Source organism: Dongia sp., assembly GCF_041909655.1.
GTDB lineage: Bacteria > Pseudomonadota > Alphaproteobacteria > Dongiales > Dongiaceae > Dongia.
Map to the genome: position 1 here is coordinate 605,047 of NZ_JAYRDA010000001.1, position 25,601 is coordinate 630,647.

At 62.6% G+C, this 25,601-nt stretch carries 21 protein-coding genes and 1 tRNA gene; all 22 read left to right on the plus strand.

All coding sequences use genetic code 11. The features are described 5' to 3' along the window. The first annotated feature begins 102 nt into the window (after nucleotides 1–102). On the plus strand, nucleotides 103–639 hold the full coding sequence (locus ACE3PR_RS02690) for a PAS domain-containing protein (RefSeq protein ID WP_374367853.1): 537 nt from the start codon (nucleotides 103–105) through the stop codon (nucleotides 637–639). A gap of 388 nt (nucleotides 640–1,027) precedes the next feature. Further along, complete coding sequence (locus tag ACE3PR_RS02695; protein WP_374367855.1) at nucleotides 1,028–2,071, plus strand: rod shape-determining protein; 1,044 nt, start codon at nucleotides 1,028–1,030, stop codon at nucleotides 2,069–2,071. Between the two features lie 193 nt (nucleotides 2,072–2,264). After that, on the plus strand, nucleotides 2,265–3,167 hold the full coding sequence (gene mreC, locus ACE3PR_RS02700) for a rod shape-determining protein MreC (RefSeq protein WP_374367857.1): 903 nt from the start codon (nucleotides 2,265–2,267) through the stop codon (nucleotides 3,165–3,167). Beyond that, on the plus strand, nucleotides 3,164–3,682 hold the full coding sequence (locus ACE3PR_RS02705) for a hypothetical protein (protein WP_374367859.1): 519 nt from the start codon (nucleotides 3,164–3,166) through the stop codon (nucleotides 3,680–3,682). Before mreC ends, ACE3PR_RS02705 begins: the two co-directional genes overlap by 4 nt. A gap of 9 nt (nucleotides 3,683–3,691) precedes the next feature. Continuing rightward, nucleotides 3,692–5,614 carry a penicillin-binding protein 2 gene (gene mrdA / locus ACE3PR_RS02710; RefSeq protein ID WP_374367861.1) on the plus strand — a complete coding sequence of 641 codons (1,923 nt, stop codon included), beginning with the start codon at nucleotides 3,692–3,694 and terminating at the stop codon, nucleotides 5,612–5,614. A 39-nt stretch (nucleotides 5,615–5,653) separates the two neighbouring features. Further along, on the plus strand, nucleotides 5,654–6,817 hold the full coding sequence (gene rodA, locus ACE3PR_RS02715; RefSeq protein ID WP_374367863.1) for a rod shape-determining protein RodA: 1,164 nt from the start codon (nucleotides 5,654–5,656) through the stop codon (nucleotides 6,815–6,817). A gap of 136 nt (nucleotides 6,818–6,953) precedes the next feature. Continuing rightward, nucleotides 6,954–7,029, plus strand: a tRNA-Lys gene (locus tag ACE3PR_RS02720). Between the two features lie 156 nt (nucleotides 7,030–7,185). Beyond that, on the plus strand, nucleotides 7,186–8,757 hold the full coding sequence (locus ACE3PR_RS02725) for a rhodanese-like domain-containing protein (RefSeq protein WP_374367865.1): 1,572 nt from the start codon (nucleotides 7,186–7,188) through the stop codon (nucleotides 8,755–8,757). Nucleotides 8,758–8,844: 87 nt separating this feature from the next. Beyond that, entirely contained in the window at nucleotides 8,845–9,909 is a 1,065-nt protein-coding gene (locus ACE3PR_RS02730) for an ABC transporter ATP-binding protein (protein ID WP_374367867.1), read from the plus strand. 54 nt (nucleotides 9,910–9,963) lie between these two features. Then, on the plus strand, nucleotides 9,964–10,968 hold the full coding sequence (locus ACE3PR_RS02735; protein WP_374367869.1) for an extracellular solute-binding protein: 1,005 nt from the start codon (nucleotides 9,964–9,966) through the stop codon (nucleotides 10,966–10,968). Between the two features lie 26 nt (nucleotides 10,969–10,994). Then, nucleotides 10,995–12,719: an ABC transporter permease gene (locus ACE3PR_RS02740; RefSeq protein ID WP_374367871.1), complete on the plus strand. Its 1,725-nt coding sequence runs from the start codon at nucleotides 10,995–10,997 to the stop codon at nucleotides 12,717–12,719. 258 nt (nucleotides 12,720–12,977) lie between these two features. Next, on the plus strand, nucleotides 12,978–13,751 hold the full coding sequence (locus tag ACE3PR_RS02745; RefSeq protein WP_374367873.1) for an FCD domain-containing protein: 774 nt from the start codon (nucleotides 12,978–12,980) through the stop codon (nucleotides 13,749–13,751). A 179-nt stretch (nucleotides 13,752–13,930) separates the two neighbouring features. Next, a complete protein-coding gene (locus tag ACE3PR_RS02750) occupies nucleotides 13,931–15,346 on the plus strand; it encodes an MmgE/PrpD family protein (protein WP_374367875.1) in 1,416 nt (471 codons plus the stop codon). A gap of 27 nt (nucleotides 15,347–15,373) precedes the next feature. Continuing rightward, complete coding sequence (locus tag ACE3PR_RS02755) at nucleotides 15,374–16,480, plus strand: AbrB family transcriptional regulator (RefSeq protein WP_374367877.1); 1,107 nt, start codon at nucleotides 15,374–15,376, stop codon at nucleotides 16,478–16,480. Nucleotides 16,481–16,510: 30 nt separating this feature from the next. Continuing rightward, nucleotides 16,511–17,593, plus strand: coding sequence for an isocitrate/isopropylmalate dehydrogenase family protein (locus tag ACE3PR_RS02760; RefSeq protein ID WP_374367879.1), 1,083 nt, complete (start codon nucleotides 16,511–16,513; stop codon nucleotides 17,591–17,593). Between the two features lies 1 nt (nucleotide 17,594). Further along, complete coding sequence (locus ACE3PR_RS02765; protein ID WP_374367881.1) at nucleotides 17,595–18,671, plus strand: tartrate dehydrogenase; 1,077 nt, start codon at nucleotides 17,595–17,597, stop codon at nucleotides 18,669–18,671. 12 nt (nucleotides 18,672–18,683) lie between these two features. Then, complete coding sequence (locus tag ACE3PR_RS02770; RefSeq protein WP_374367883.1) at nucleotides 18,684–19,802, plus strand: mandelate racemase/muconate lactonizing enzyme family protein; 1,119 nt, start codon at nucleotides 18,684–18,686, stop codon at nucleotides 19,800–19,802. Between the two features lie 13 nt (nucleotides 19,803–19,815). Then, on the plus strand, nucleotides 19,816–20,985 hold the full coding sequence (locus ACE3PR_RS02775) for a mandelate racemase/muconate lactonizing enzyme family protein (protein ID WP_374367885.1): 1,170 nt from the start codon (nucleotides 19,816–19,818) through the stop codon (nucleotides 20,983–20,985). A gap of 77 nt (nucleotides 20,986–21,062) precedes the next feature. Next, the gene (locus ACE3PR_RS02780) at nucleotides 21,063–21,833 is read left to right on the plus strand and encodes a sulfite exporter TauE/SafE family protein (RefSeq protein ID WP_374367887.1); all 771 of its coding nucleotides are present in this window, start codon (nucleotides 21,063–21,065) and stop codon (nucleotides 21,831–21,833) included. A gap of 128 nt (nucleotides 21,834–21,961) precedes the next feature. After that, entirely contained in the window at nucleotides 21,962–22,744 is a 783-nt protein-coding gene (locus ACE3PR_RS02785) for a phosphosulfolactate synthase (RefSeq protein WP_374367889.1), read from the plus strand. A 4-nt stretch (nucleotides 22,745–22,748) separates the two neighbouring features. Continuing rightward, a complete protein-coding gene (locus ACE3PR_RS02790) occupies nucleotides 22,749–24,143 on the plus strand; it encodes an MmgE/PrpD family protein (protein ID WP_374367891.1) in 1,395 nt (464 codons plus the stop codon). 35 nt (nucleotides 24,144–24,178) lie between these two features. Continuing rightward, entirely contained in the window at nucleotides 24,179–25,600 is a 1,422-nt protein-coding gene (locus tag ACE3PR_RS02795; RefSeq protein WP_374367893.1) for an MmgE/PrpD family protein, read from the plus strand. Nucleotide 25,601 lies beyond the last annotated feature (1 nt).

Sequence of the window (25,601 nt, forward strand, 5' to 3'; positions counted from 1 at the left end):
GGCCCCGGAAGGGGCCGCTTTTTTTCGTATTGGTGGTGGAGATCGCTCGCCCGAGGCGTGCGGCTCATTGCGCATCGCTTGGCCAGATGGCAGGCTTGCCCCATGATGATGCCCGAAATCGACGCCCTCCCGGCGCCCCTTCAAGAGACGCCTTTCCGCACGCTCTATGAATTGTGGCGGGCTGCCTGTCGTGCCGGCAAACTGCCGTCGCGGGGCGATTTCGATCCCACCGATCTGCCGCCACGTCTCCTCGCCCAGATCCTGCTCTTCGATTGTGTTCAGGCCGTGCAAGGCTGGCGGTTTCGCTTCAGGGTTGCGGGTACCGCCTTCACGGATCTAATCGGTGCCGAGGCGACCGGCCGCTTTCTCGATGAGATTGCGCCGCCCGAACGCACCCAGCCGGTCCAGACGGCGCTGGAAACGGTCACCGAAAAGGGGCGGCCGGTTTATCTGGAAAGCCGCCTCACTTTGGTGAACCGCGATTTCGTCCGCGTGCGCCGGCTGGGCCTCCCGCTCGCACGAGATGGCGTGAACGTCGATATGGTGCTGGCGATCTTCGCCGCCATCCCGCGCGATCCGGATGAGTTCTTGAAAGACGGGCTGGCCGAGCCGGTCGACGAGCAGCGCTTCATTCTCTGACCGCCTCATTGACGCCACGTTCGCGTGTCGTGATGAAGACGTACGAATGCTGTGACGGTTGCCCCCGCCCGGGGCTATCGCGGCCACTTCCTTGGAAACGTGTCACAAATCCTCTTGTCGCCAATTCGGACGGGCGGTAAAAGCAAGCCCGGACCGGGCCGCGCGGGCCTCCCGGAGTCGGGCGCATTGGGGCTGCTAAGGCATTATAAATCCTAGGGTTTTTGCTGTTGGCGGAGATCTGCGCCAGATCCTGGTGGGAAGTATCTTGGGGCAAGCCGAAGCAATCGACGTTAATCGGGTGGCAATCCTTCCGGTTGTATGCGTTGAGAGTGCCGGGTGATCCGGTGAGAGTTGAAACGCCGCGCGTGACGGCAAGCAGGTGGTGCTGATGTTATCGAAGCTGATGGGCATGTTCTCCGCCGATATGGCGATCGACCTCGGTACTGCGAATACGCTGGTCTATGTAAAGGGGCGCGGCATTGTGCTGAATGAGCCCTCCGTGGTGGCGATCGCCGATGTGAAGGGCAAGAAGCATGTCCTCGCAGTGGGCGACGAGGCCAAGCTGATGCTCGGCCGTACGCCCGGCAACATCCAGGCCATCCGGCCGCTGCGTGACGGCGTCATCGCCGATTTCGAAGTCGCGGAAGAGATGATCAAGCATTTCATCCGCAAGGTGCACAACAACCGCCGCTCCTTCGCGCGTCCGCAGATCATCGTCTGCGTGCCGTCGGGATCGACCGCGGTTGAGCGCCGAGCCATCCAGGAATCGGCCGAATCCGCCGGTGCCAGCAAGGTTTACCTCATTGAAGAGCCCATGGCGGCGGCGATCGGCGCGGGGCTCCCGGTGACCGAGCCCACCGGTTCGATGGTGGTCGATATCGGCGGCGGCACGACGGAAGTGGCCGTCCTCAGCCTCGGCGGCATCGTCTATTCCCGCTCGGTCCGCGTCGGTGGTGACAAGATGGACGAAGCCATCATCGCCTATATCCGCCGCAACCATAATCTCCTGGTCGGCGAAGGTTCGTCCGAGCGTATCAAGAAGGAAATCGGCTCGGCCTGCCCGCCGGAAGACGGCGAGGGCCGGATCATGGAGATCAAGGGCCGCGATTTGATGAACGGCGTGCCCAAGGAATTGGTGATCACCGAGCGCCAGGTGGCGGAAGCCCTGGCCGAACCGGTCGGTGCCATTATCGAGGCGGTCAAGGTTGCCCTCGAACACACGGCGCCGGAACTTGCCGCCGATATCGTCGACAAGGGCATCGTGCTGACCGGTGGCGGGGCGCTGCTCGCCAATCTCGATTTCGTCCTGCGCCACGCCACGGGCCTGCCGGTCTCGATCGCCGATGACGCGCTCTCCTGCGTCGCGCTGGGCACGGGCCGTTGCCTGGAAGACATCAAGGCGCATCGCCACGTCCTCATAAACATGTATTGAGGCCCCGGCACGGGGGCGAGAGCGACTTTTTTGGCAAATTCTGTCGAAAATACCCCTGCTTGGTAATTGCGCTTTAACCTAGCCTGTGGAAAAATGCCCTAAGTGATTGATTGGCCACGGCTGATGGCTGAATCTTTGACCAATCACATCACTTTGTAGCATTTGATCGGTCACACTCTAGGAGGCTGCATCGGTGAATAAGCGTACGGGAGCGATCGGGGCCGCTGCGGTCTCCCGGTCCTGGACCCATCGTTTCACCTTCGTTCTCCTGGTTGCCCTAGCCTTCGGACTGATGCTCATTGGCAAGCCGGATTCGGTTCTCGTCAGCCATGTGCGGATGCTCACGATCGACCTGGCGGCGCCAGTGATTAATGCCGTGTCACGCCCGATCGATGCCGCGCGCGAGACCGCTGGCGATGTGCGCGACTATCTGGCGCTGAAGGCCGAAAACGAATCTCTTCGTCTGCAGAATGAAACGCTGATCGAATGGCAGCGCGTCGCGCGCGAGCTTCAGGCCGAGAATGCCAATCTGCGCGAGATCCTCAACTTCCAGCCCGGACCGCGCGCCAGCTTCATCACCGCCACAGTGGTTGCCGATACGACGTCGAGCTATGTTCGCTCGCTGATCGTGCTGGGTGGTCGCCGCGCGGGGGTTACAAAGGGGCAGGCTGCCGTCACGGGTGCCGGTCTTGCCGGCCGCGTGCTCGAAGTCGGCGAACGCTCGGCGCGGATCCTGCTGCTGACCGACATCAACGCCCGCGTGCCCGTGGTTGCCGAGCGTAGCCGTGATCAGGCCGTGCTCGCCGGGCGGAATTCCGATCTGCCGGAACTCCTTTATCTGCCGCGCGACAGCGACGTGAAGGTCGGCGACCGTGTCGTGACCTCCGGGCAGGGCGGCGTCTTTCCGGCGGGTCTGCCGGTGGGCGAGGTGGTTTCGGTCGAGAATGGCCGCGTTGAACTGCGGCCCTATGTGGATTTCAGCCGCCTTGAAGTCCTCCGCATCATCGACTTTACCCTGCCGGGGATCCTGCAGGAGGATCTGGGCGTCGACACCACCAAGGCCCTGGAACCTCAGCAGGGCGGATCGGGCCAGTGATCCGACCGACTTTCGGCCAGCAATTGGATACCGCCTGGCGGGCGGCATTGCCTGTCTCCTTGACGATATTGCTGCTGTTCGTGGCGCTCCTTTCCTGGCATCTCCCCAAGCTGGGGACGATCGGTGCGGCCTGCGTCATGGTGTCGGTCTTCTTCTGGTCATTGCATCAGCCGGGTTTGATGACCATGTGGGGCGTGCTGGCGATCGGCCTGGTCCACGACCTCCTGACCCTGGCGCCGTTCGGTGTTGGCCTTCTGGTTCTGCTTATCGTCCATGGCGCGGCCCTGTCGCGCCGGAAAGCGGTGATTGGCTTGCCGTTCTTTCTCATCTGGATGGTTTTCGGGCTGGTGGCGGCCGGAGCCGCGATCTTGACCTGGCTGCTGGTTTCGTTCCTGCAGGAACAATTTGTCGACCCGAGCGAGGCCTTGCGCCTGTTCCTCTTGGCCTTCACCTGCTATCCGCCGCTTGCCGCCTTCTACGCCTGGATCGAGCGGCGTTTGCTGCCGAGCGCCTGAGCAAAGACCATGGCAGGATCCAAGCAACAGACCCAAAACCAGAACAAGGTATTCTCGCGCCGGGTGGCGATCCTGGGTGGGTTGCAGGCGACGCTGGTCGGCGCGCTGGTGTCGCGGCTCTATTACCTTCAGGTGGTCGAAGCGGACAAATACCGGCTGCTCGCCGAAGAAAATCGCATCAATGTGCGCCTGCTGCCGCCACCGCGGGGTCTCATCCTCGATCGTTTCGGTGTGCCGCTGGCCGCCAATTTCCCGAATTATCGCGCCATCCTGGTAGCCGAGCAGACCAAGGATCTCGAGCAGACGCTGGGCGATTTTGCCCGGCTCGTTCCCTTGTCCGAGCGCGAGCGTACCAAGGTGATGCGTGAATTGAAGCGCAACCGCGCCTTCACGCCGATTCCGATCAAGGAGGATCTGACCTGGGAGCAGATGAGCCAGGTCGAACTCAATCTTCCCGAACTGCCCGGCATTTCCATCGAGGAAGATCAGAAGCGCTATTATCCCTTCGGCGGTCTTACCGCGCATATCCTTGGTTATGTGCAGACGCCCAACGAAAAGGAAGTAGCCGAGGATCCAGATCCGCTTCTGACCCTGCCGGGCTTCCGCATCGGCCGCAACGGGCTTGAGAAGGCCTATGACGAGGCCTTGCGTGGCTCTGCCGGCCGTTCCGCCATGGAAGTGAATTCGGTCGGCCGCGTCATCCGCGAATTGTCGCGTGACGAGGGCAAGCCCGGCAGCGATCTCGTGACCACGATCGATATTGGTCTCCAGGAATTCGCCCAGCAGCGCCTCGCCGCCGAGCAATCCTGTTCGACCGTGGTGATGGATATCTTCACCGGCGAAGTTCTTGCCATGGCCTCGACGCCGAGTTTCGATCCGGCGGCCTTCTATCGCGGCATCACCTCGCCGGAATGGCAAAGCCTCAATGCCGACATGTTCCGGCCCCTGACCAACAAGACCATTTCCGACGGCTACGCGCCGGGGTCCACTTTCAAGACGATGACGACCCTGGCGGCGCTCGAGGCCGGCATCAATCCCAATTTCAGCGTGTTCTGTCCTGGCCACTACGTCTTTGGGCCGATGCGACTGCATTGCTGGAAGAAGGGCGGTCACGGCCATGTCGACATGCTGGACGCGCTTCAGCATTCCTGCGACGTCTATTATTACGACATCGCCCGCCGCATCGGCGTCGATGCGATTGCCGCAATGTCGCGCCGCTTTGGCTTGGGTCAGCTTACCGGCATCGATTTGCCTGGCGAACGACCCGGGGTTATCCCCGATCAGGCCTGGAAATTGGGAACTCTGGGCGAGAAATGGTATCCTGGTGAAACCCTGGTCGCAGGCATCGGGCAGGGCTTCATCCTCACCTCGCCCTTGCAGCTTTGCGTGATGACGGCGCGTATCGCCAATGGCGGCTATGCCGTGACGCCGCACATCTTCAAACGCTATGGCGCCTCGTCCCCGCCCAGCACCGATCCCACGCTGGCTGCCGCCCAGGCGGGGCGGGCCGATGCCCTCGGCTATCCGTCGATGGGGCTCAACCCGGAACATCTCGCCATCATCCGCCGCGGCATGGATCTGGTCACCAACGATCAGCGCGGCACGGCCTATCGCCGCCGCATTGAAATTCCCGGCATGGAGATGGCGGGCAAGACCGGCACCAGCCAGGTGCGCCGCATCACCATGGCCGAACGCTCGACTGGTGTGCGCAAGAACGAGGATCTGCCCTGGCAGTTCCGCGATCATGCCTTGTTCATCGCCTTTGCCCCTGTGCACCAGCCGCGTTATGCGATCTCGGTCGTGGTCGAGCATGGCGGTGGCGGCTCGACCAATGCCGCGCCGATCGCCCGCGACATCCTGGTCGAATGCCAGCGCCGCGATCCGTCGCGCCGCAACCCGAATGCCGAAGGCGGCCGCCGGGAGATGCCGTGATGGCCGCGATCTTTCTCCAGCAGCGTTTAGGGGGCTGACATGTTCATCATGACCCCGATGGGCCGCAATCAGCAGAAGAAGCTCACGCTCACCGAAAAGCTGCTGGGCCTCAATTGGAGCCTGGTGCTCCTGGTCTCGATCGTGGCCTCGATCGGCTTTGCCATGCTCTATTCCGCCGCGCACGGCAGTGCCGAGCCGTGGATGGATGCGCAGATGAAGCGCTTCGGGCTGGCGCTGGTCGGCATGGTGATCCTCGCCTTGATCGATCTGCGCCTTTACATGCGCTTTGCCTATGCCTTTTATCTGGTGGCTTTCGTGCTGCTGGTTTATGTCGAATTCTTCGGCGAGATCGGCATGGGCGCCCAGCGCTGGATCAATCTTGGCTTCATGCAATTGCAGCCCTCCGAAATGATGAAGATCGCGTTGGTCTTGAGCCTTGCGCGCTTCTTTCACGGTCTCGATTGGGACACGATCGGCAAGCCCTGGGTGTTGATTCCGCCCCTGGCCCTGGTCCTGGCGCCCGCTGGCCTCGTCATGAAACAGCCGGATCTCGGCACCGCCGGCACGCTCATCATCTGTGGCGGCGCCATGTTCTTTGCTGCCGGCGTGCGCTGGTGGAAATTTGCGATTGTGCTGGTGTTGGGAATTGGCGCGGCCTATTTCGCCTGGAACTCCGATCTGCTGCACGATTATCAAAAGGCGCGCATCTTCACCTTCCTCGATCCTGAATCGGATGTGCGCGGTGCTGGCTATCACATCATCCAGTCGAAGATCGCGCTGGGGTCCGGCGGAATCTGGGGCAAGGGCTTCCTCCAGGGAACCCAAAGCCATCTCGATTTCCTGCCCGAACGGCAGACCGATTTCATCTTCACCATGTTCGCCGAGGAATGGGGCATGGTGGGCGGCGTGGTGCTGCTCGGGCTCTATTCGCTGCTGGTGACCTATGGCGTCATCATCGCGCTCCGCTGCCGCAGCCAGTTCGGCAAGATGCTGGCCTTTGGCCTCAGCTTCAATCTTTTCACCTATTTCTTCATCAATACCGCCATGGTCATGGGCCTCATCCCGGTGGTCGGCGTGCCCCTGCCGCTCATTTCCTATGGCGGCACCGCCATGATGACCGTGATGGCCGGATTCGGCCTCATGATGTCGGCCTATCTGCACCGTGACGCCAAGCTCAGCCGCAACGGTCGCGAGGAAAACTGAGCACCTCGGAAAGGCCTGTGGAATCGGCATTTTCATGAGGCTGATCAGCTATTTAATTTTGTTATCGACAGGCCGGGGAGCGTTTGCTATACCGCGCGCCGGTCAGGGCAATACCCGGCCTTCCGCCTATTCGGGCGGGCGCATAGCTCAGTTGGTAGAGCAGCTGACTCTTAATCAGCGGGTCGTAGGTTCGAGTCCTACTGCGCCCACCAAATTCCTCCGCGATATCAATCTGTTGCCTCCAGGGATGGAGCCGCTGCCGGGTGGTTTTCTGGTGGTGTCGTGGTTTGCTGCCAAGGGAGGGCGGCTTGACGCTGCGGCCGCCTTCCTCGATAGAGTTGCGCCCTCAATGACAGGGCAGGCAAGGCATGACCGCGTTCATCTCGGCAAGCACCCTCAAATCCTGGCTGCATGACGGCGCCGAGATCGCTCTCTTCGATCTGCGGGAGGCTGGGGAGTATGGCGGCGGCCATCTCTTCTATGCCGTATCGCTTCCCTACAGCCGTATGGAGATAGATTTGCCGCGCCTGGCGCCGCGCCGTTCCGTGCGCATGGTGTTTCATGGCGAGAGCGACGAGACTCTGGCGATACGAGCAGCGGCACGGGCAAGCGCGCTCGGCTATGACGACATCCATATTCTCGCCGGCGGTGCGGTTGCCTGGGCGGCGGCGGGCCATCCCTTGTTCAAGGGCGTCAATGTCGTCAGCAAGGCCTTCGGCGAATTGGCCGAACATGCCTATGGGACACCGGCGCTAAGCGCGCCCGAACTGGCGGCACGACTGGCGCGAGGCGATAACATCGTCGTGCTGGATGGCCGCCCGTTCGACGAATATCGCAAGATGAGCATTCCGGGTGCCATCTGCTGTCCCAACGGGGAGCTAGGCTATCGCGTCGGGGCCATGATCACCGATCCCGCGACCACCATCGTTGTCAATTGCGCCGGCCGCACGCGCAGCATCATCGGCGCACAGACCTTGCGGCATCTGGGGCTGCCCAATCCGATCTATGCCTTACGGAACGGCACCATGGGCTGGCGTCTGGCCGGCTACGATCTCGATCACGGCAAGACGTCGCGCTATCCCGCCATCGCCGATGCCAAGGCCCATCTTGCCTTATCGGGGCAAGCCGACGCGTTGGCGAAAAAGTGGAGCATTGCCCGGATTGGCATGGCCGAAGCCATTCGGTGGCGCGCGGATCCAACACGCAGCACCTATCTGCTCGACGTAAGAACCGCCGAGGAATTCGAGGCCGACCATGTGCCGGGCGCTGTGCATGCGCCGGGTGGACAGCTTGTCCAGGCCACCGATCACTGGCTGGGCGTTCGCCGGGGCCGCGTCATTCTCATCGATGATGCACGTATCCGCGCGACCACGACCGCGATCTGGCTGCAGGCCATGGGCTGGGAGGTGGCGGTCCTTTCCTGTGACAGCGCACAATGGCCCTGCCTCGACGCGGTGAGGTCACCGTTTGACTCATCGTCGGCGCTCCCGCGCGTTACCGCCGATCACCTGGGCGATGCCACCATCCTCGATCTGCGCTCCAGCCAGGATTACCGCGCCGGGCATATCGCCCATGCGCGCTGGGCGATCCGGTCGCGGATCGAGGCCGCGCTCCCCAATCTGCCGGAAAGTCGCTCGATCGCCCTCGTCGCCGATCAGCCCGAGATTGCGCAGCTCTTCGCCCAAGATCTGCCGGTGTCGCTGCGGGCGCGGTGCTCTCTGCTCACCGGCGGCATCGCTGATTGGCGCGCGGCGGGGCAGGAAATCGTCGCGACACCCGATCAGCCCACGGACGCGGAATGCATTGACTATCTTTTCTTCGTGCACGACCGGCATGCCGGCAATCTCGCCGCCGCGCGGCAATACCTCGCATGGGAGACGGGTCTCGTCGCCCAGCTAGATGAGCTGGAGAAGGCTGCCTTCCGCCTCGCACGGGAATAATCATCCAGTTTATTGTTGACAATCTTCTGACGACATCTCACTCTCGCTCTAACGGGTCGAAGAATCCGCTTGTTGTCGGGAGGAATAATGGCGTTCGTAGAGCTGGTCGGCTTGACGAAGCAATTCGGCCCTTTGGCCGTGGTCAACAAAGTCGATCTTTCCATTGAAAAAGGCCATCTGGTCTGCCTGCTGGGCCCATCGGGCTGCGGCAAGACCACGACCTTGCGCCTCATCGCCGGTTTCATCGAGCCGAGTGGCGGCGAGATCCGCGTGGGCGGCAAGCGCCTCTCGGCGCCGGGGGCGAGTGCGCCCCCAGAGGCCCGCAACATGTCCATGATCTTCCAGAGCTATGCGCTCTGGCCGCATATGACGGTCTTCGAGAACGTCGCTTACGGCCTGCGCCTGCGCAAAATGTCGCGTGACGAAATCCGCTCCCGTGTCGATGAAATCCTCGCCGCCACCAAGCTCTCGATGCTGGCCGAGCGCTATCCGGCCGAGCTTTCCGGCGGCCAGCAGCAGCGCGTTTCTCTGGCGCGCGCCTTGGTGATCAAGCCGGAAACGCTGTTGCTAGACGAACCGCTTTCCAATCTCGATGCCAATCTGCGCGAGGAAATGCGTTTCGAAATCCGGCGGCTGCATGACGAATACCGCTACACCACGGTCTATGTGACCCACGACCAATCGGAGGCAATGACCACCGCCGATACCATCGTCGTGATGAATCAGGGCATCATTGAGCAAGCGGGCTCGCCCGAAGACATCTATCAGCGGCCGCGCTCCGAATTCGTTGCGCGCTTCATCGGCGGTACCAACATCTTCAAGGGCCGGCATGTCGGCGAAGATGTGGTCGCCTGCGAGGGCGGATTGACCTTGCGTTGCGGCAGTGGCGAATTCGCCACCGGCGGCGCGACAGCGGTTTCGGTGCGCCACCACGACATCATTCTTTCTTCCGAAAAGCCGGCAGTGGAGGCGAACTGCATCGCCGGCATGGTGACGCGCCAGATCTATCTCGGCTCGCATCGGGACTACCTCGTGAGCATTCCAGGCGGGGAAACGGTGCGGACAGTCGCACCGGTCAACGTCGCGATCCCGGCAGGCCAACAGGTTTGGCTCCACTTCCCGCCGGAACATTGTCGGGCACTCGCGCATTAGGAGGAAGAAGCCATGTGGGGAAGAAGTGTAGGCTTGGTCGCCCTGGCGGCGGCTATGGCCTGGAGCGTCCCGAACGGGGCGCTGGCCCAGGACGGATACGAGATCACACCGGAACTGATCGAGGCGGCCAAGGCGGAAGGTGCCGTGGTCTTCTATACGGCGACGGATGTGACCGTTGCCGAAAAGCTGGCGAAGACTTTTGAAGAGGAATATCCGGGCGTCAAGGTGCAGGTCGAGCGCTCGGGCTCCGAGCGCGTGTTCCAGCGCATCGGCCAGGAAATCAGCAGCGGCATTCACGCGGCCGACGTGATCGAGACCTCGGACGCTGTGCATTTCCAGCTCTTCAAGCATGAAGGCTGGCTGGCATCGGGCCTTCCTGCCAATGCCACCAAGAACTGGCCGAAAGAGGAAATGGATCCCGATGGCCAGTTCGCGGCCTACCGCGCGCATCTATCGGTAATCGCCTATCGCACCGACATGGTGAGCGCTGAAGAAGCGCCGAAGAGCTTCGCCGATCTCCTCGATCCGAAGTGGAAGGGCAAGCTGGTCAAGGCCCATCCCGGCTATAGCGGCACGATCATGACCGCGACCCATGCGCTGACCAAGGCGCTGGGTTGGGAATATTTCGAGAAGCTCGGCCAGCAGGATGTCATGCAGGTGCAATCCTCGACCGAGCCGCCGAAGAAGTTGGCGCAAGGTGAGCGCGCGGTACAGGCCGACGGCAATGAATACAACGTCTTCCGCCTGAAGGAAGAAGGCGTGCCGATCGAGATCGTCTATGCGGAAGAGGGGACGCCGTTGGTGGTCGGGAACGCCGCTGTCCTCAAGGAAGCGCCGCATCCCAACGCCGCCAAGCTGTTCTATGCCTATCTGTTCTCGGTCGAGGCACAGCAGCTCAACAGCGATTTTGGTGGCCTGCGCTCCTTCCATCCGGGCGTCAAGGAAAAGGAAGGCCGGACGCCGATCAAGGACATCAAGCTGATGCTGCCGGATGCCGCGGCGCTTGAGACGGAAATGCAGACCATCAAGTCGAAATACGAAGAATATTTCGGCACCTGAGATCAGCGAAACTTAGAGACAGGCTCATGACCAGCATTGCCCAAACAAACGGCCAGGCTTACGGATTGAAACGCGGTATCGATTTTTCGCGGCCGGTCTTCATTCTGCTGGCGGCACTTCTGGGTGTGCTGGTCATCCTGCCTCTGTTCTGGCTGCTGGTTTACAGCTTCACCGATGCCGAGCGCAATTTCACGCTCGACAATTTCGTCAGCCTGGTCACGGACGGTGCCATGCGCCGCTCTTTTGGCCTTGCCATCGGCATGGCGGCCGCAGTGGGTGCGATTGCCTGCGTGATCGCCACGCCGATGGCATGGCTGGTGGCGCGGACCGATCTTCCCTGCCGGCGCTTCGTGCGCATGCTGGTGACGGCCTCGTTCGTGACACCACCTTTCCTGGGTGCGATCGCCTGGGAAATTCTGGCCGCCCCCAATAGCGGCATTCTCAACATCGTCTATCGCTGGCTGTTCGGCCTTGATGCGGGGGCCTATCTCTTCGACATCTACACCTTCACCGGTCTCGTCTTTGCGATCGCTTGCTATACTTTTCCTTACGTCTTCACCTTGGTCGCCAATGCGCTCGACCGCGTACCCTCCGATCTCGAGGATGCCTCGGCGATCCTCGGCGGCAACTGGATGACGACTCTGCGCCGCATCACTTTGCCGATGGTGGTTCCGGCGATGCTGGCCGGCTCGCTCATCGCCATCCTGCAGGCGCTCACCATGTTCGGCTCGCCCGCCATCCTCGCGCTGCCGGCGGGCTTTCATGTGATCACGACCAAGATTTGGAGCCTGTTCCAATATCCCCCGCGCCTGGAACTCGCCGCCGCGGCCGCCATCCCGCTGCTGCTGCTCACCATCCTGCTGCTGCGGGGGCAGAAATGGATCCTGGGGCGCAAGGGCTATACCGTCCTCGGCGGCAAGAGCGGTGCCCCGCGTATCACCGAGCTCGGTAAGCTCAAATGGCCGGCCATCATTTTCGTCGGCGGCATTCTCAGCCTGACGGTCATTCTTCCCTATGCGGCTATCCTGAAGACCGCCGTCACCGAGACGATCGCAGCACCCTTGACCTGGGATTCGCTGACACTGAAGCATTTCAACTTCGTGTTTTTCGAATTCTCGGCGACTCGCCTCGCCATGTTCAACACATTGCTTCTGGGCGTTCTCACCGCCACGATCTGCACGGCGATCGCGCTTGTCGTCTCCTATCTGGTCTCGCGGCGCCTCGTCTTCGGGGCCGGCATTCTCGGTGTGCTGGCGACGGCCCCAGTCGCCATCCCCGGCATCGTGCTCGGCGTCGGCCTGTTCCTGAGTTATGCCAATCCCACTTTCATGCTCTATGGCACGCTCTGGATCCTGCTGATTGCCTTCCTCACCATCGAAATGCCGGCGGGCTATCAGCAGCTTTCTTCGGCCTTCCAGGGCATCCACCCGGAATTGGAGGAAGCCAGCCGCATCCTGGGCGCCTCGCGCCTGAAGGCGCTGTGGCAGATTACGGCGCCCTTGCTGCGGACCAGCGTCGTCGCCACCTGGTGCTTTGTCTTCATCGGCACGATCCGCGAATTGTCGGCCACGATCTTGCTGACCACGGCCAACACCAAGCTGGTCTCGGTGATCATCTATGACCTCAATGAAAGTGGCGATCTTGGCGCCATCTCGGTCCTTGGCCTGCTGCTGCTGCTGGTCTCCTTCACCGTGGTCTTTATTGCCAACAAGATGCCGATCGGGGCCGGCCGGCTCTCGCCCAGAGGCTAGGGGCGGGACGATAGGAATGGCGTTAACTACTGATGCCGGCAGCGGAAAATCGGCTGCCGGCTGACTTGCCGGGAAGGCAGGAATTTCCATCCCCGGTGGACCGAATCGACAGTTGACGATTTTCGATTGTCGCGGCGTCGGCTATGCTGTTGCCCAAGCGAATCATATGATCCCCCAGGGGTCATGATTTGGGCTCCGGGCGCCGTGTATCGGATGTGGCGGGGTGGTGCTAGAAACAATTCAACGGCGCAATCTTCGATGGCCAAGAAGCCCGGTATTCCAGCAGATTTCTCCGCAATCGATTTTTTGCGCACCCGCTCGCTGTCGAGTGTCGTGCAGGCTGAAATCGAGCGCATGATCGTCGATGGGGAACTCACCCCCAACGAACGGGTCAACGAGAATGCCCTCGCTCAGCAATTGCGCGTCAGCCGCGGTCCCATTCGTGAAGCCTGCAGCGCCCTGTCCGCGATGGGTCTCATCGAGGTTATCCCCAATCGCGGCTTTTTCGTGCGCGCCCTCAGCGATGAGGAGGCGCTCGACGTATCTCATGCCCGCGCCAGCATCTTTGCCTGCATGGCGATGGTTCTGGCCGAACGCGTGACCGATGCCGAGGTGGCGGTGCTGCGCGCTCTGGTGGACCGGATGGACGAAATTGTGCCGACCGGCGAGGTCAGCATCTATTATCCGGTCAATCTGGAATTCCATAGCCAGCTCGCCAAGATGAGCGGCAATCAGCGCCTGGCGCAGATCTATCTGGGCCTCGCGCGCGAACTCAACATCCAGCGTTATCGCGCGCTGTCCAGCGGCGATGTCCTGCATGTCTCCAATGCCGAGCATCGTGCCATCCTAGATGCGGTCGCCGCCCGTGATCCAGTCGCGGCCTTCAAGGCGGCGCGCGCGCATATCCTGAACGGCATCGTCCGGACGCGCCGCGCCGGCAAGGCCGCGACGCGTCAGCGCCGCGGCGAAGCACCGGCCAAGGAAGCGGCCAAGCCGCGCGGATCCCGTACCGCCACGCGGTCGCCCGCCTAAACTCAATCCACTGCGATCGTTTGCTGGGCTCTGCCCGGTTTTCGCTCCCGTTCCGTTTATTGTCGGCAGAAATATTGTTGACAATTTACAATATAGCCGCCACTCTCGGGTCCAAGGCTGAAGAAGAAAAACAGCATCCACTCAGCCAGTTAATCAGTTCCGAGATCAGGGGAAACAGAATGGATCAGCCAAGCGGACAGGACGTCCAACTCACCAAATATGTGGCCGAATTTGTCGTGGGCGCTAAAGCAGAGGCCTTGCCCTCGGATGTCGTGGCCCTGGGCAAAAAATCTATTCTGGACGGCATCGGCCTGGCTTTCTCGGGTGCCGTCGCGCGGAGCGGTGCGCTGGTGCGTCAGCATCTGGATTCACTCAATCTGGGCGAGGGCCCGGCGACCGTGATCGGCGGCAACCGCAAGGTGGCGCCTCGTTTCGCCGCCTTCGCCAACGGCGTCGGCATCCACGCCGACGATTACGACGACACGCAATTGGCCGTCGCCACCGACCGCGTCTATGGCCTGCTCACCCATCCGACCGCACCCGCCTTGCCGGCGGCCCTCGCCATGGGCGAGGCGCGCAAGGCCTCGGGCCGCGACGTGATGCTCGCCTACCATCTCGGCGTCGAAGTCGAATGCAAGATCGCCGAGGCGATCGACCCGCGCCATTACCAGACCGGCTTCCACGCTACCGCCACCTGCGGCACCTTCGCCGCGGCCGCGGCCAGCGCCAAGTTGATGGGGCTCAATGTCGAGGCGACGCAGCGCGCACTTTCCCTGGCCGGCAGCCAATCGGCGGGTCTGCGCGAGAATTTCGGCACCATGACCAAGCCCTTCCATGCCGGTCGGTCGTCGGAAAGCGGCGTCGCCGCAGCCGAGTTCGCGGCTTCCGGCTGGACCGCGACGGGCAAGATTCTGGAAGCCCCGCGCGGTTTCTTCCGGGCTGCCGGCGGCGGCTATGACCAAGGCGCCATCTACCGCAAGCTCGGCGCCCCCTGGACCTTTGCCGAACCCGGCATCTCGATCAAGCCGCATCCCTCAGGCTCGCTCACCCATCCCGGCATGACCGAGATGGCGCGCCTCATCCGCGAACACAAGATCGCGGCCAAGGACGTGAAGCGGGTGCGTGTCGGCACCAATTCCAATATGCCGAACGCCCTCATCCATCATCGCCCGACCGATGAATTGCAGGCCAAGTTCTCGATGGAATTCTGCATGGCCATCCTGCTGCTGAAGGGCCGCGCCGGCTTGAACGAATTCACCGATGAAGTGGTGGCGCAGCCGGATGTGAAGGCGATGATCGAGAAAGTCGATTTCGTCGTCGACGATGTGGCCGAGAAGGCCGGCTACCACAAGATGACCACCATCATCGATATCGAGCTCAATGACGGCCGCAAGATTTCCGGCCGCGCCGATTTCGGCAAGGGCAGCCCCGCCAACCCGATGAGCTATGACGAGGTCGCCGACAAGTTCCGCGAGAATACGGAATATGCCGGTGTCGCCAAGGCGACAGCGAACGAGATCGTCAATCTCGTGCGTGATCTCGAGACCCTGAAATCCATCGACCAGCTCACGCGCTTGCTGCTCAAGATCGGCTGACGCGACGGTTGCGGCGGAGCGCCGATCATGGCACAGCCCGACAGGCCTTCCGAGGATAAGACGTCCCGGCGGAAACTGCGCGCGCTGTTGCCATCGATCGCGGCGGGGCTCGTCATCGGCGCGCTGGGGAGTATCGGCGCGCGGCAGATCGGTCTGCCCCTCCCGAATCTTCTGGGCCCGCTGATCCTCTGCGCGATCGTTACACTGGCCGGCATCACGCTGACACCCTTGCCCGGCGGCCGCGAAATCGGGCAAGTCGTGGTGGGTCTTGCCATTGGCCTGCGGCTGCTGCCGGAAGTGCTGCAGACCATTCTGGGGCTGCTGCCGGCCATGATCCTGGCGACAATCGGCGTCGTCATCGTCACCATGGCAGCCGGGTTGCTGCTGCGCCACATGACCGGCATCGACCGCGCGACCGCCTATTTTGCAACGGCACCCGTGGGCCTTGCCGAAATGGCCTCGCTCGCCCATGCCCGCGGTGGTGCTGCCGACATCACATCGCTGGTGCACACCATCCGCGTCTCGGCGATGGTGACGGCGGTCCCGCTCCTGGTGACGTGGTTCGGCCGCGACGGCGGCATCATCACCCACCATGTCGGGCATCGCGGCGAATGGGTCGATCTCATTCTGCTTATGGCCATCTCGGCCGCCGCGGCTTTCTTCCTGAAGCGCCTGCGCCTGCCCAATGCATGGCTGCTGATACCGATCATCATCGGCGCCCTTGCGGCTGCCACCGGTCTTACCAGCGTCGGCATGCCGTCGCCCTTGCTGGTTGTCGCCCAGGTGGTGATCGGCATCTGGCTCGGCTGCCGCTTCCGTCGCGCCATGCTCACCAAATTGCCGCGTGTCACCATCGCGGCCTGCCTCACCACTTTGCTGTTGCTGATCGCAGCGGCGGCGGGTGCTGCGCTGCTCGCCAGTCTTACCGACGTTTCCTTTGAAACCAGTTTCCTCTCGCTGGCGCCTGGTGGCGTTACCGAAATGGTGCTGACCGCTTCGATCCTGCATCTCGACGTGCCGGTGATCAGCGCATTTCACCTCGTGCGCATTTTGTTGCTGACGTCGTTCAGCCTGGTGCTCTTCCGGGTGTTCGAGGCGATGTCACGGCGGCTGGATGGAACCGCGCAATCCTGATTATCGAGACAAAAGACAGAAGGACACAAGATGGCAACGTCAGATCTGGTGATCGGCATCCTCAACGGCGACGATATCGGCCTTGAAATCGTCCCGGCCTCGGTCGAGGTGGCGAAGGCCGCGGCAAGGAAGCATGGCCTGAATATCGATTGGCGGCCCACTCCGATCGGCCGTACCGCTCTCGACACGCATGGTTCGACCTTGCCGGACGGCACATTGCAGGCGCTTTCCAAGATGGACGGATTCATTCTGGGCCCGATCGGTCACCGCGAATATCCGAAAGGCCCTGGCGCTATCAACCCGCACCCGATCCTGCGCAAGCATTTCAATCTCTTCGCCAATGTGCGGCCGACCCGCTCCTATCCCGGTTTGGGTGCGATCTATGACGATATTGACCTCGTCATCGTGCGCGAGAACAACGAGGGTTTTCAGCCCGACCGCAACGTCGTCGCCGGTTCCGGCGAGTTCCGCCCGACCGAGGAAATGACGATTTCGGTCCGCGTCATCACCCGCACGGGCAGCGCCCGTGTCGCCCGCGCCGCCTTCGAGATCGCGCGGCAGCGCAAGAAGCGGCTCACCGCCGTGCACAAGAACACCGTCTTCAAGCTGGGTTGCGGCATGTTCGTCGAGGAATGCCATCGGGTCGCCAAGGAATTTCCCGACGTGGTGCTGGACGAAGTGATCGTCGATACCATGGCGATGCGCCTCATCCGCGATCCGCAGAGCTTCGATGTGGTGGTGACGACCAACATGTTCGGCGATATCCTGACCGACGAGGCGGCGGGTCTGGTGGGTGGTCTCGGCATGGCGCCGGGTCTCTGCATCGGCGAAGGCAATATCGCCATGGCGCAGGCGACCCATGGCTCGGCGCCCGACATCGCCGGCAAGGGTATCGCCAATCCCTATGCCATGATCGAATCGACCCGGCTGATGTTCGAATGGCTCGGCCACAATCGCGGCATCAAGGCGGCAATCGCCGCGGCGGATACGATGCAGCGCGGCATCGAAAAGGCGCTGGCGGATCCCGCGACACGCACGCGCGATATCAAAGGGAAGGGCGGCACGGCCGATATGACGCGCGGCATCCTGGCCGCGATCGAAGCGGAGAAATAAGATGGCAAAGCACAAAATCGCCGTCATTGGCGGCGACGGCATCGGACCGGAAGTGATCGAGGCGGGTTGCGAGGTTCTCGCAGTCCTTGCCGAGGGTGATAAATCCCTCACCTTCGATTTCAAGCGCTTCGATTGGGGCTCCGATTACTACCGCAAGAATGGCGTCATGATGCCGGCGGACGGGCTTGCTCAGCTGAAGCCCTTCGACGCGATCTATTTCGGTGCCGTCGGCGATCCGAACTTGCCTGATGATCTCACGCTCTGGGGGCTGCGTCTCGCGATCTGCCAGGGCTTCGATCAATTCGCCAATGTGCGCCCGTCGAAATTGCTGCCGGGGGTCGTCGGACCCTTGCGCCCGGATCTGGGCAGCGCCATCGATTGGGTGATCGTGCGCGAGAACAGCGAGGGCGAATATGCCGGCGTCGGCGGCCGCGCCCATCGCGGCCTGCCGATCGAAGTCGGCATGGATGTCGCCGTCTTCACCCGCGCCGGAATCGAGCGCATCTGCCGCTATGCCTGCGAGATCGCCCGTGCGAGGCCCAGGAAGAAGCTCACCATCGTCACCAAATCGAATGCCCAGCGTCACGGCATGGTGCTGTGGGACGAGGTCTGCAAGGGCGTGATCCGCGATTATCCCGATCTCTCGGTCGATTGGATGCTGGTCGATGCGATGACCCAGCGCATGGTCTCGAAGCCGGGCACCATCGACACCGTGGTCGCGACCAATCTTCACGCCGATATCCTGACCGACCTTGCAGCGGCCCTCTCCGGCTCACTCGGCCTTGGCGCCACGGCGAATATCGATCCCTCGCGCCAGAACCCCTCGATGTTCGAGCCGATCCACGGCTCGGCCTTCGACATCATGGGCAAGGGTGTCGCCAATCCGCTGGCCTCCTTCTGGACCGCCGCCATGCTGCTCGGACATCTAGGCGAGGAGAAGGCGGCTTCGCGTCTGATGGCCGCGATCGAAACCGTCACCGGCCGGCGCGAGGCGGTGCCGCCAGATCTCGGCGGCAAGGCCAATACGCGCCAGATGACCGATGCGGTGATCGCCGCCATTCGCGGCGCCAATGCCTGAGCGAGAGGCGACATGAAGATCAAGGACATCCGCGCGAGCCTCCACGGTTTTTCGATCGAGATTCCGTTGCTGGAAGGCCGCGTGCAGGGCTATGGCCGTGCCGAGCAGACCCATTTCGTCTTCTGCGAGGTCGAGACCGATGAGGGGGTCGTCGGCTATGGCCTTACCGGCCACTTTCTCGCGCAATCGGTGATCGTCGCGCTTGAAAAGCACATCCTCCCCGTGGTGCGCGACATGGATGCGCGGGATATCGAGCTCATCCACAAGACCATCTGGGCGCGGCTCAACCCGCGCGCCATGACCGGCACCATCTCCATGGCGCTCTCCTGCCTCGACATCGCGCTCTGGGACATCATGGGCAAGCAGCAGGGACGTTCCATCGCCGCCATGCTCGGCAATGCCCGGAAGGAAGTGCCGTGCTACATCACCTTCGGCTTTCCGCAATATGACCGCGAGCAATTGGCCGCCGCCGCGCGCCTTCATGTCGGGAACGGCTTCCGTGCCTTGAAATCGGTGGTCGCGGTCGACAAGGGCGGCTGGCGCGAGGATGCCAAGCGGACCCGTGTCATCCGCGAGGCCGTGGGTGCCGATATCGATCTGATGATCGATGCCAATTACCTCTTCACCCCGGTCGAGGCGAAGATGCTCTGCCGCGAGATCGAGGATCTCAACCTCACCTGGTTCGAGGAACCCTTGCAGCAGAACGATGCGCGGGCGCTGGCCGATCTCCGGGTAGCGACGCGCATTCCCCTGGCCGCGGGCCAGATGGAAGGGCATCGCTGGCGGCTCAGGGAATTGGTGCATCATCACGCTGTCGACATCCTGCAGCCCAATGTCACCTATTGCGGCGGTTATACCGAAGCTCGGAAGGCCGCGCATCTTGCCCAGACCTACAACCTGCCGATCGCCAATGGCGGCGGCTGGCCCATCTTCAACATGCATCTGATGGCCGGAATGATGAACGGCTGGTTTGTGGAATGGCATCTCGGCATGGTGGCGGTGGGCGAGACGTTGTTCACCGATGCGCCGAAGCCGGTGGACGGCATGCTGACCATCCCCGACCGGCCTGGACTGGGTCTGACCTTGAACCGTGATGCCTGGCGCGACACGCGCGTGGCGCTTGCTGCCTGAGAGGGACGAACTGATGAAGATCGTCGATATCCGCGAGGCGGTGATGCCGATCGCCTCCGACATCCGCAACGCCTATATCGATTTTAGCAAGATGACGGTGAGCGTCGTCGCCGTGGTGACCGACGTCATTCGTGATGGAAAGCCCGTGATCGGCTATGGCTTCAACTCGAATGGCCGCTATGCGGCGAGCGGCCTGTTGCGCGACCGCTTCCTGCCGCGCATCCGCGAGGCCAGGCAGGACGACATCCTCGATGCGACCGGCCGCAATCTTGATGCCGGCAAGATTTGGCGCATCATGATGAGCAACGAAAAGCCCGGCGGTCATGGCGAACGCTCGGTCGCCGTCGGCGTCGTCGACATGGCGCTCTGGGACGCCATCGCCAAGATCGCCGGCCAGCCGCTCTACCGGCTGCTGGCGGAACGCTATGGCGACGGCAAGCCGGACAAGGATGTCTTCGTCTACGCGGCCGGTGGCTATTATTATCCCGGCAAGGATAACAGTGCGCTGCAGGACGAAATGCGCGGCTATCTCGATCTCGGCTATGACGTCGTCAAGATGAAGATTGGCGGCGCGCCGCTCTATGAGGATCTGAAGCGAATCGATGCCGTGCTCAAGATTGTGGGTGAGGGCAGGCGTCTTGCGGTCGATGCCAATGGCCGCTTCGACGTCGCGACGGCACTCAGCTATGCCGAGGCGCTGCAGCCCTATGGCCTCTTCTGGTACGAGGAGGCGGGCGATCCGCTGGATTACGCTTTGCAGGCCGAACTCGCTGCCCATTACGACCGGCCCCTCGCCACCGGCGAAAACCTCTTCTCGCATCAGGACGCCCGCAACCTGCTGCGTTATGGCGGCATGCGGCCGGACCGCGACTGGCTGCAATTCGATTGCGCCCTCTCTTACGGCCTCGTCGAATATCTGCGCATTCTGGATCTCCTCGGCGAATACGGCTTCACCTCGCGCAATTGCATCCCCCATGGCGGCCATCAATTGTCGCTTAACATCGCAGCGGGTCTGAAGCTCGGCGGCAACGAATCGTATCCCGGCCTGTTCGCCCCCTTCGGCGGCTTTGCCGACGGCATCCGCGTCGAGAATGGCCGGGTCGGTCTTCCCGATATCCCCGGCATCGGTTTCGAGGCAAAGGCGGCTCTCATCGACGGCATGCGCCGCGCCACCGAAACCTGACGGTCACGAGATGGCTCGCGCAAAATCGCAACGCATGCTAAGCGATGCGGCCGCCGGGCCAGCCGAGGGGGAAGGGGATGATGGAATCTATTCTGTGGCAATTGCCGGTCGTCGACCTGCTCGTCATTGCCATCTCCGCCTTTGCCGCCGGCATTTGCAGTGGCATGACCGGTTTCGGCGGCGGTCTCCTGTTGCCGCCCATCCTGGCGCCGCTCCTGGGCGTGCAGCATGTGGTGCCGGTTCTCAGCGTCGCCATGCTGCTCACCAATCTGCACCGCTTCTCGCTCTACCGGCACAATGTCAATCGCCGCCTGACCGGCATCGTGCTCATCACCATGATTCCGGCCGTGATCCTCGGCACCTCGATCTATCTCAGCCTCCCTCACGATGCGATCGCCATCGTCCTCGGCGGCTTCCTCCTCCTGTCGATTCCGCTGGGGCGCATTCTCGCGGCGCGCAAGTTCCAACTGGGGCCGGTGGGCCTCGCCGGATTCAGCGCGGTCTTCGGCGTGATTTCGGGTACGACCTCGGGCAGCGGCGTGCTGATGGTGCCGGTCCTGCTGGGGGCCGGCCTCGCCGGCACCGCGTTTCTCGCGACCGATGCCGCCATCTCGATCGCCGTCAACCTCACCCGGGCGCTCGTTTTCAACCAGAGCGGCGATCTCCAATGGGGGATTGTCGTGGCAGCGCTCCTCATCGGCCTCTGCACCCTGCCGGGCAATTACCTCGCCCGCTGGATCCTGCGCCGCACCAGCCTTCGGGTTCATGCGCGGATCATGGAGGTGGTCGTTCTGGCGGGTGGGATTACGCTCCTATGGGGGCCGGTGAAGGCTGCTTTCGCGGGCTGATCAAGCGCCGGGCCAATCCGGGAATCGGTCGGTGCAGGGCAGGTGTGACGGCCACGCGATTGACACTGTTCAAGTTTTATATCTTATATAAGACTCAGTTTCAGCCGCGCCCGACATCCCTGGACGTCATGGACACATCCTTAGCAGACAAGGCCTTTCCCTTCATCCGCGTGGCACCGCGCCCGGCCAAGCCGCGTGTCGCCGGCCTCACCATCATGGCCGACCGCGGCATGGGCTCGCACGGCCTCGCCGATCTCCTCGAAACCGCCGCCGATTACATCGATGTCGCGAAGATGGGGATCGGCGCCTGGCGTCTCCTCAGTGAAGATTTGCTGCGGCGCAAGATCGATGCCTATCACCGTGCCGGCATCAAGGTCTTTCTCGCCGGCGATGCCAGTGAGGCGGCCTTCGTCCAGGGCCAGTCGCAGCATTTCTTCGAAACCGCAAAGGCGCTGGGCGCCGATGCCGTTGAAGTGTCGAGCGCGCAGGCGATCATGTCCCTGGCCGACAAATGCGCCCTCATCCGCATGGCCAGTGCCGCCGGACTCTCGGTCGTTGCCGAGGCGGGGCAGAAGGGCCAGGAAGATTGGACCAAGAGTCTCTCCTACGTGCTCCGTCAGATCGAAGCTTATCGCGAAGCCGGCGCCTGGAAGGTTCTGGTGCAGGCAGAGGGCATTTCCGAGGATGTCGACCGCTTCAAGGGCGAATTCGTGCTGGGAATCGCGGCGCGCTACGACGTCGAGGACCTGATTTTCCAGGCCAAGGACGCGGCGGCCCAGCTCTGGTACGTCTCCAGTTTCGGCAATGTCGTCAATCTCGACGTCGACGACCACCAGGTGCTGGATCTCGAATTGCTGCGCCGTGGCATCCGCAAGCGAGGTGTTTTCGGCCTCCTCGGCGCGATCGGGTGAGCCGATGACAATTGCCGCGCAAAAGACGGAAAGCACGGCCGACAGCGTTTCCGAGACATTTCTCGATGCCTTGATGCCGCGCGAACTCGGCGATCTGCCGAGGAAGGCGCTCGACGTGGCGGTCAACGATCTCTTCGACATGGCCGGCAATTGCCTGGCCGCGCGCCAGACCGATTACATGCGCGCACTCGTGGCAAGCTGCGAGGACAGCGGCATCTGCTCGGCAATCGGCCACGCAGCTCCCTTGCGCGCGGCGGATGCCGCGATGATCAACGGCACGGGCACCCATGGCGAGGATTTTGACGACACATTGGAAGGCGCCCCGATCCGCGTCGGCGCCATGGTCATTCCCGCCGCCTTGGCTGCGGGCGAGCGTTTCGGCGGCAGCGGCGCCGATACCCTGCGCGGCATCATCTTCGGTCTCGAGGCGATCTGCCGTCTCAACCATGTTGCCCCAGGCGCCATCCACAAGGCGGGCTTTCATCCCGTTGGCGTTATCGGCGCGCTGGGCGCTTCCATTGCCGCCGGCACCACCTTGCGCCTGACGCGGGCGCAGATGGTGAATGCAATCGGTATTGCCGGTTCGCTTTCGTCGGGTATTCTCGAATATCTGACCGACGGCGCCTGGACCAAGCGCCTGCATCCGGGCTGGGCCGCGCAATCCGGTCTCCGCGCCGCCTTGATGGCGCAAGCCGGCTATAACGGTCCCCGCACGGTGCTCGAAGGACCGCATGGCTTCTTCTCGGCCTTCGCGCATGGCGCCGCGCCGCGCTTCGGCTATCTTTCCGACCAGGTGGGCGAACACTGGCTGATGGAGGATATCGCCTTCAAACCCTATGCTTGCGGCACCATGATCCATCCCTATATCGATTGCATGATCCGCCTTGCCGCAAGCGGTGTTGCCGCCGACGACATCCAATCGATCACTTGCGAAACCGGCGAGGGCCTGGTCAATCGGCTGTGGGAACCCCTGGCCGCCAAACATCTGCCGCCCTCGGGCTATGCCGCGAAGTTCAGCATGCCCTTCTGCATGGCGGTCGGCTTCTTCGACCGTGCTGCCGGGCTCGAACAATTCAGCGACGAGAAGGCGCGCGATCCCCGCATTCTGGCACTCGCCAAGCGCATCAGCTACGTGATCGATCCCGACAATGAATATCCGGTGAATTATTCCGGCCACATCAAGGTTACCTTGCGGGGCGGGAACGTCGTCGAACTGCGCCAGCCGCATATGCGCGGCGGCCGGCGCGAGCCGCTCTCGCGCGAGGAACTGATCCGGAAATACCACGACAACGCCGTCTATGGCGGATGGCAGAGACCGGATGCCGAAAGGCTGCTCGATTTCTGCCTGAACATTGCCGACCAACAGGATCTGGGCGGGCTCAAAGCTGCCCGGATCTGATCGATAGAACGAAAAGAAAAGAGTGAACCAACATCATGACTGACATCACGCCCACCAATGTCACGCGCGGCGCCTGCGCCTTCATCGAAGCCAGCCGCTTCGACAATTTGCCGGCCGAGGCGATCCGCATCGGCCGCCGCTGCGTGCTGGACGGCTTGGCGCTCTATGTCGCGGGCAGTGACGAGGAATCGGTTCAGGTGCTGATTGAGGATGCGCGCGAAGTTGGGGGCAAGCCGGAAGCTTTGCTGCTGGGTGGCGGCGAGATGAAGATCCCGGCAGCTCTGGCTGCCCGCGTGCTCGGCACCGCCGGTCACGCTCATGATTGGGACGACACGCAGGTTTCGCGCGATCCCGCTCATGTCTACGGCCTGCTGACGCATCCGACCGTGCCGCCGCTCACCGCCGCGCTGGTGATGAGCCAGAAACTGGGGAGTGTCAGCGGCCGCGACTTCCTCAACGCCTTCATCACTGGTGTCGAGGTCGAAAGCAAGATTTCGGAATGGATGTTGCCGGATCATTACAAGCGCGGCCTCCATTCCAGCGGTACCGTCGGCACATTCGGCGCCTGCGCCGCGGCGGCCAAGCTGCTCGGCCTCACCGGCACCAAGCTTGCCCATGCGCTCGGCATCGCGGCGAGCTTTGCCGCCGGCATCCGTTGCAATTTCGGCACCATGTCGAAGCCGCTCCATGTCGGCCGCGCCTCCGAGAATGGCGTCACCGCGGCACTCCTCGCCGCGCGCGGCTTCACCGCTGATCCGGAAGCGCTGGACGGTCGCTGGGGCTTTATGCAGGTCCAGGGCGGTGGCGCCACCGCCGCGAAGCTCGAACAGGGTTTCGGCAAGACCTGGTCGATGGTCGAGCCCGGCATCAGCATCAAGCCCTATCCCAGCGGCATCGTCACCCATCAATCCATGGACGCCATGCTGAAGCTGGTGACCGAGAAGAATGTCGACCCCAAGAAAGTCGAGCGGATCGATTTTTATGCCGGCTCCAACATCCTCAACCCGATCCGCTATCCGATTGCGCAGAATCACCTGCAGGCGAAGTTCAGCATGGCGGCGCTCCTGGCGATGATCGTGCTGAAGCGCCAGGCCGGCCGGCAGGAATTCACCAACGCCTTCATCCAATCAGAGGCGACGCAGGACATGCAGCGCCGCATCAACGTGCATCTCGACCCCGAGATCGAGGCGCGCGGCTGGGACATCATCCGCTCGCGCATCGAGATCACCCTGAAGGACGGCAGCAAGCTCACCGAATGGGCCAACGAGCGCTATCGCGGCGGCCCGGATAACCCGATGAGCGACAAGGATCTTGAAGGGAAAGTCGCGGCCTGCACCGCAGGGCTGCTCGACGACAAGCGCCGCGAGGCGCTGATCGCCGCGGCCTATGGCGTCGAAAAGATGGCCGATGCCGGCCAGCTCGCGACGATCATCCAGCCCCAATCCAGCGAGGCCTGAG

Excerpts from the sequence above, each read along its gene's own strand:
- ACE3PR_RS02690 (WP_374367853.1), top strand. The coding sequence starts at position 103 with ATGATGATGCCCGAAATCGACGCCCTCCCGGCGCCCCTTCAAGAGACG.
- ACE3PR_RS02695 (WP_374367855.1), top strand. The coding sequence starts at position 1,028 with ATGTTATCGAAGCTGATGGGCATGTTCTCCGCCGATATGGCGATCGAC.
- mrdA (WP_374367861.1), top strand. The coding sequence starts at position 3,692 with ATGGCAGGATCCAAGCAACAGACCCAAAACCAGAACAAGGTATTCTCG.
- rodA (WP_374367863.1), top strand. The coding sequence starts at position 5,654 with ATGTTCATCATGACCCCGATGGGCCGCAATCAGCAGAAGAAGCTCACG.
- ACE3PR_RS02725 (WP_374367865.1), top strand. The coding sequence starts at position 7,186 with ATGACCGCGTTCATCTCGGCAAGCACCCTCAAATCCTGGCTGCATGAC.
- ACE3PR_RS02730 (WP_374367867.1), top strand. The coding sequence starts at position 8,845 with ATGGCGTTCGTAGAGCTGGTCGGCTTGACGAAGCAATTCGGCCCTTTG.
- ACE3PR_RS02735 (WP_374367869.1), top strand. The coding sequence starts at position 9,964 with ATGGCCTGGAGCGTCCCGAACGGGGCGCTGGCCCAGGACGGATACGAG.
- ACE3PR_RS02740 (WP_374367871.1), top strand. The coding sequence starts at position 10,995 with ATGACCAGCATTGCCCAAACAAACGGCCAGGCTTACGGATTGAAACGC.
- ACE3PR_RS02745 (WP_374367873.1), top strand. The coding sequence starts at position 12,978 with ATGGCCAAGAAGCCCGGTATTCCAGCAGATTTCTCCGCAATCGATTTT.
- ACE3PR_RS02750 (WP_374367875.1), top strand. The coding sequence starts at position 13,931 with ATGGATCAGCCAAGCGGACAGGACGTCCAACTCACCAAATATGTGGCC.
- ACE3PR_RS02755 (WP_374367877.1), top strand. The coding sequence starts at position 15,374 with ATGGCACAGCCCGACAGGCCTTCCGAGGATAAGACGTCCCGGCGGAAA.
- ACE3PR_RS02760 (WP_374367879.1), top strand. The coding sequence starts at position 16,511 with ATGGCAACGTCAGATCTGGTGATCGGCATCCTCAACGGCGACGATATC.
- ACE3PR_RS02765 (WP_374367881.1), top strand. The coding sequence starts at position 17,595 with ATGGCAAAGCACAAAATCGCCGTCATTGGCGGCGACGGCATCGGACCG.
- ACE3PR_RS02770 (WP_374367883.1), top strand. The coding sequence starts at position 18,684 with ATGAAGATCAAGGACATCCGCGCGAGCCTCCACGGTTTTTCGATCGAG.
- ACE3PR_RS02775 (WP_374367885.1), top strand. The coding sequence starts at position 19,816 with ATGAAGATCGTCGATATCCGCGAGGCGGTGATGCCGATCGCCTCCGAC.
- ACE3PR_RS02780 (WP_374367887.1), top strand. The coding sequence starts at position 21,063 with ATGATGGAATCTATTCTGTGGCAATTGCCGGTCGTCGACCTGCTCGTC.
- ACE3PR_RS02785 (WP_374367889.1), top strand. The coding sequence starts at position 21,962 with ATGGACACATCCTTAGCAGACAAGGCCTTTCCCTTCATCCGCGTGGCA.
- ACE3PR_RS02790 (WP_374367891.1), top strand. The coding sequence starts at position 22,749 with ATGACAATTGCCGCGCAAAAGACGGAAAGCACGGCCGACAGCGTTTCC.
- ACE3PR_RS02795 (WP_374367893.1), top strand. The coding sequence starts at position 24,179 with ATGACTGACATCACGCCCACCAATGTCACGCGCGGCGCCTGCGCCTTC.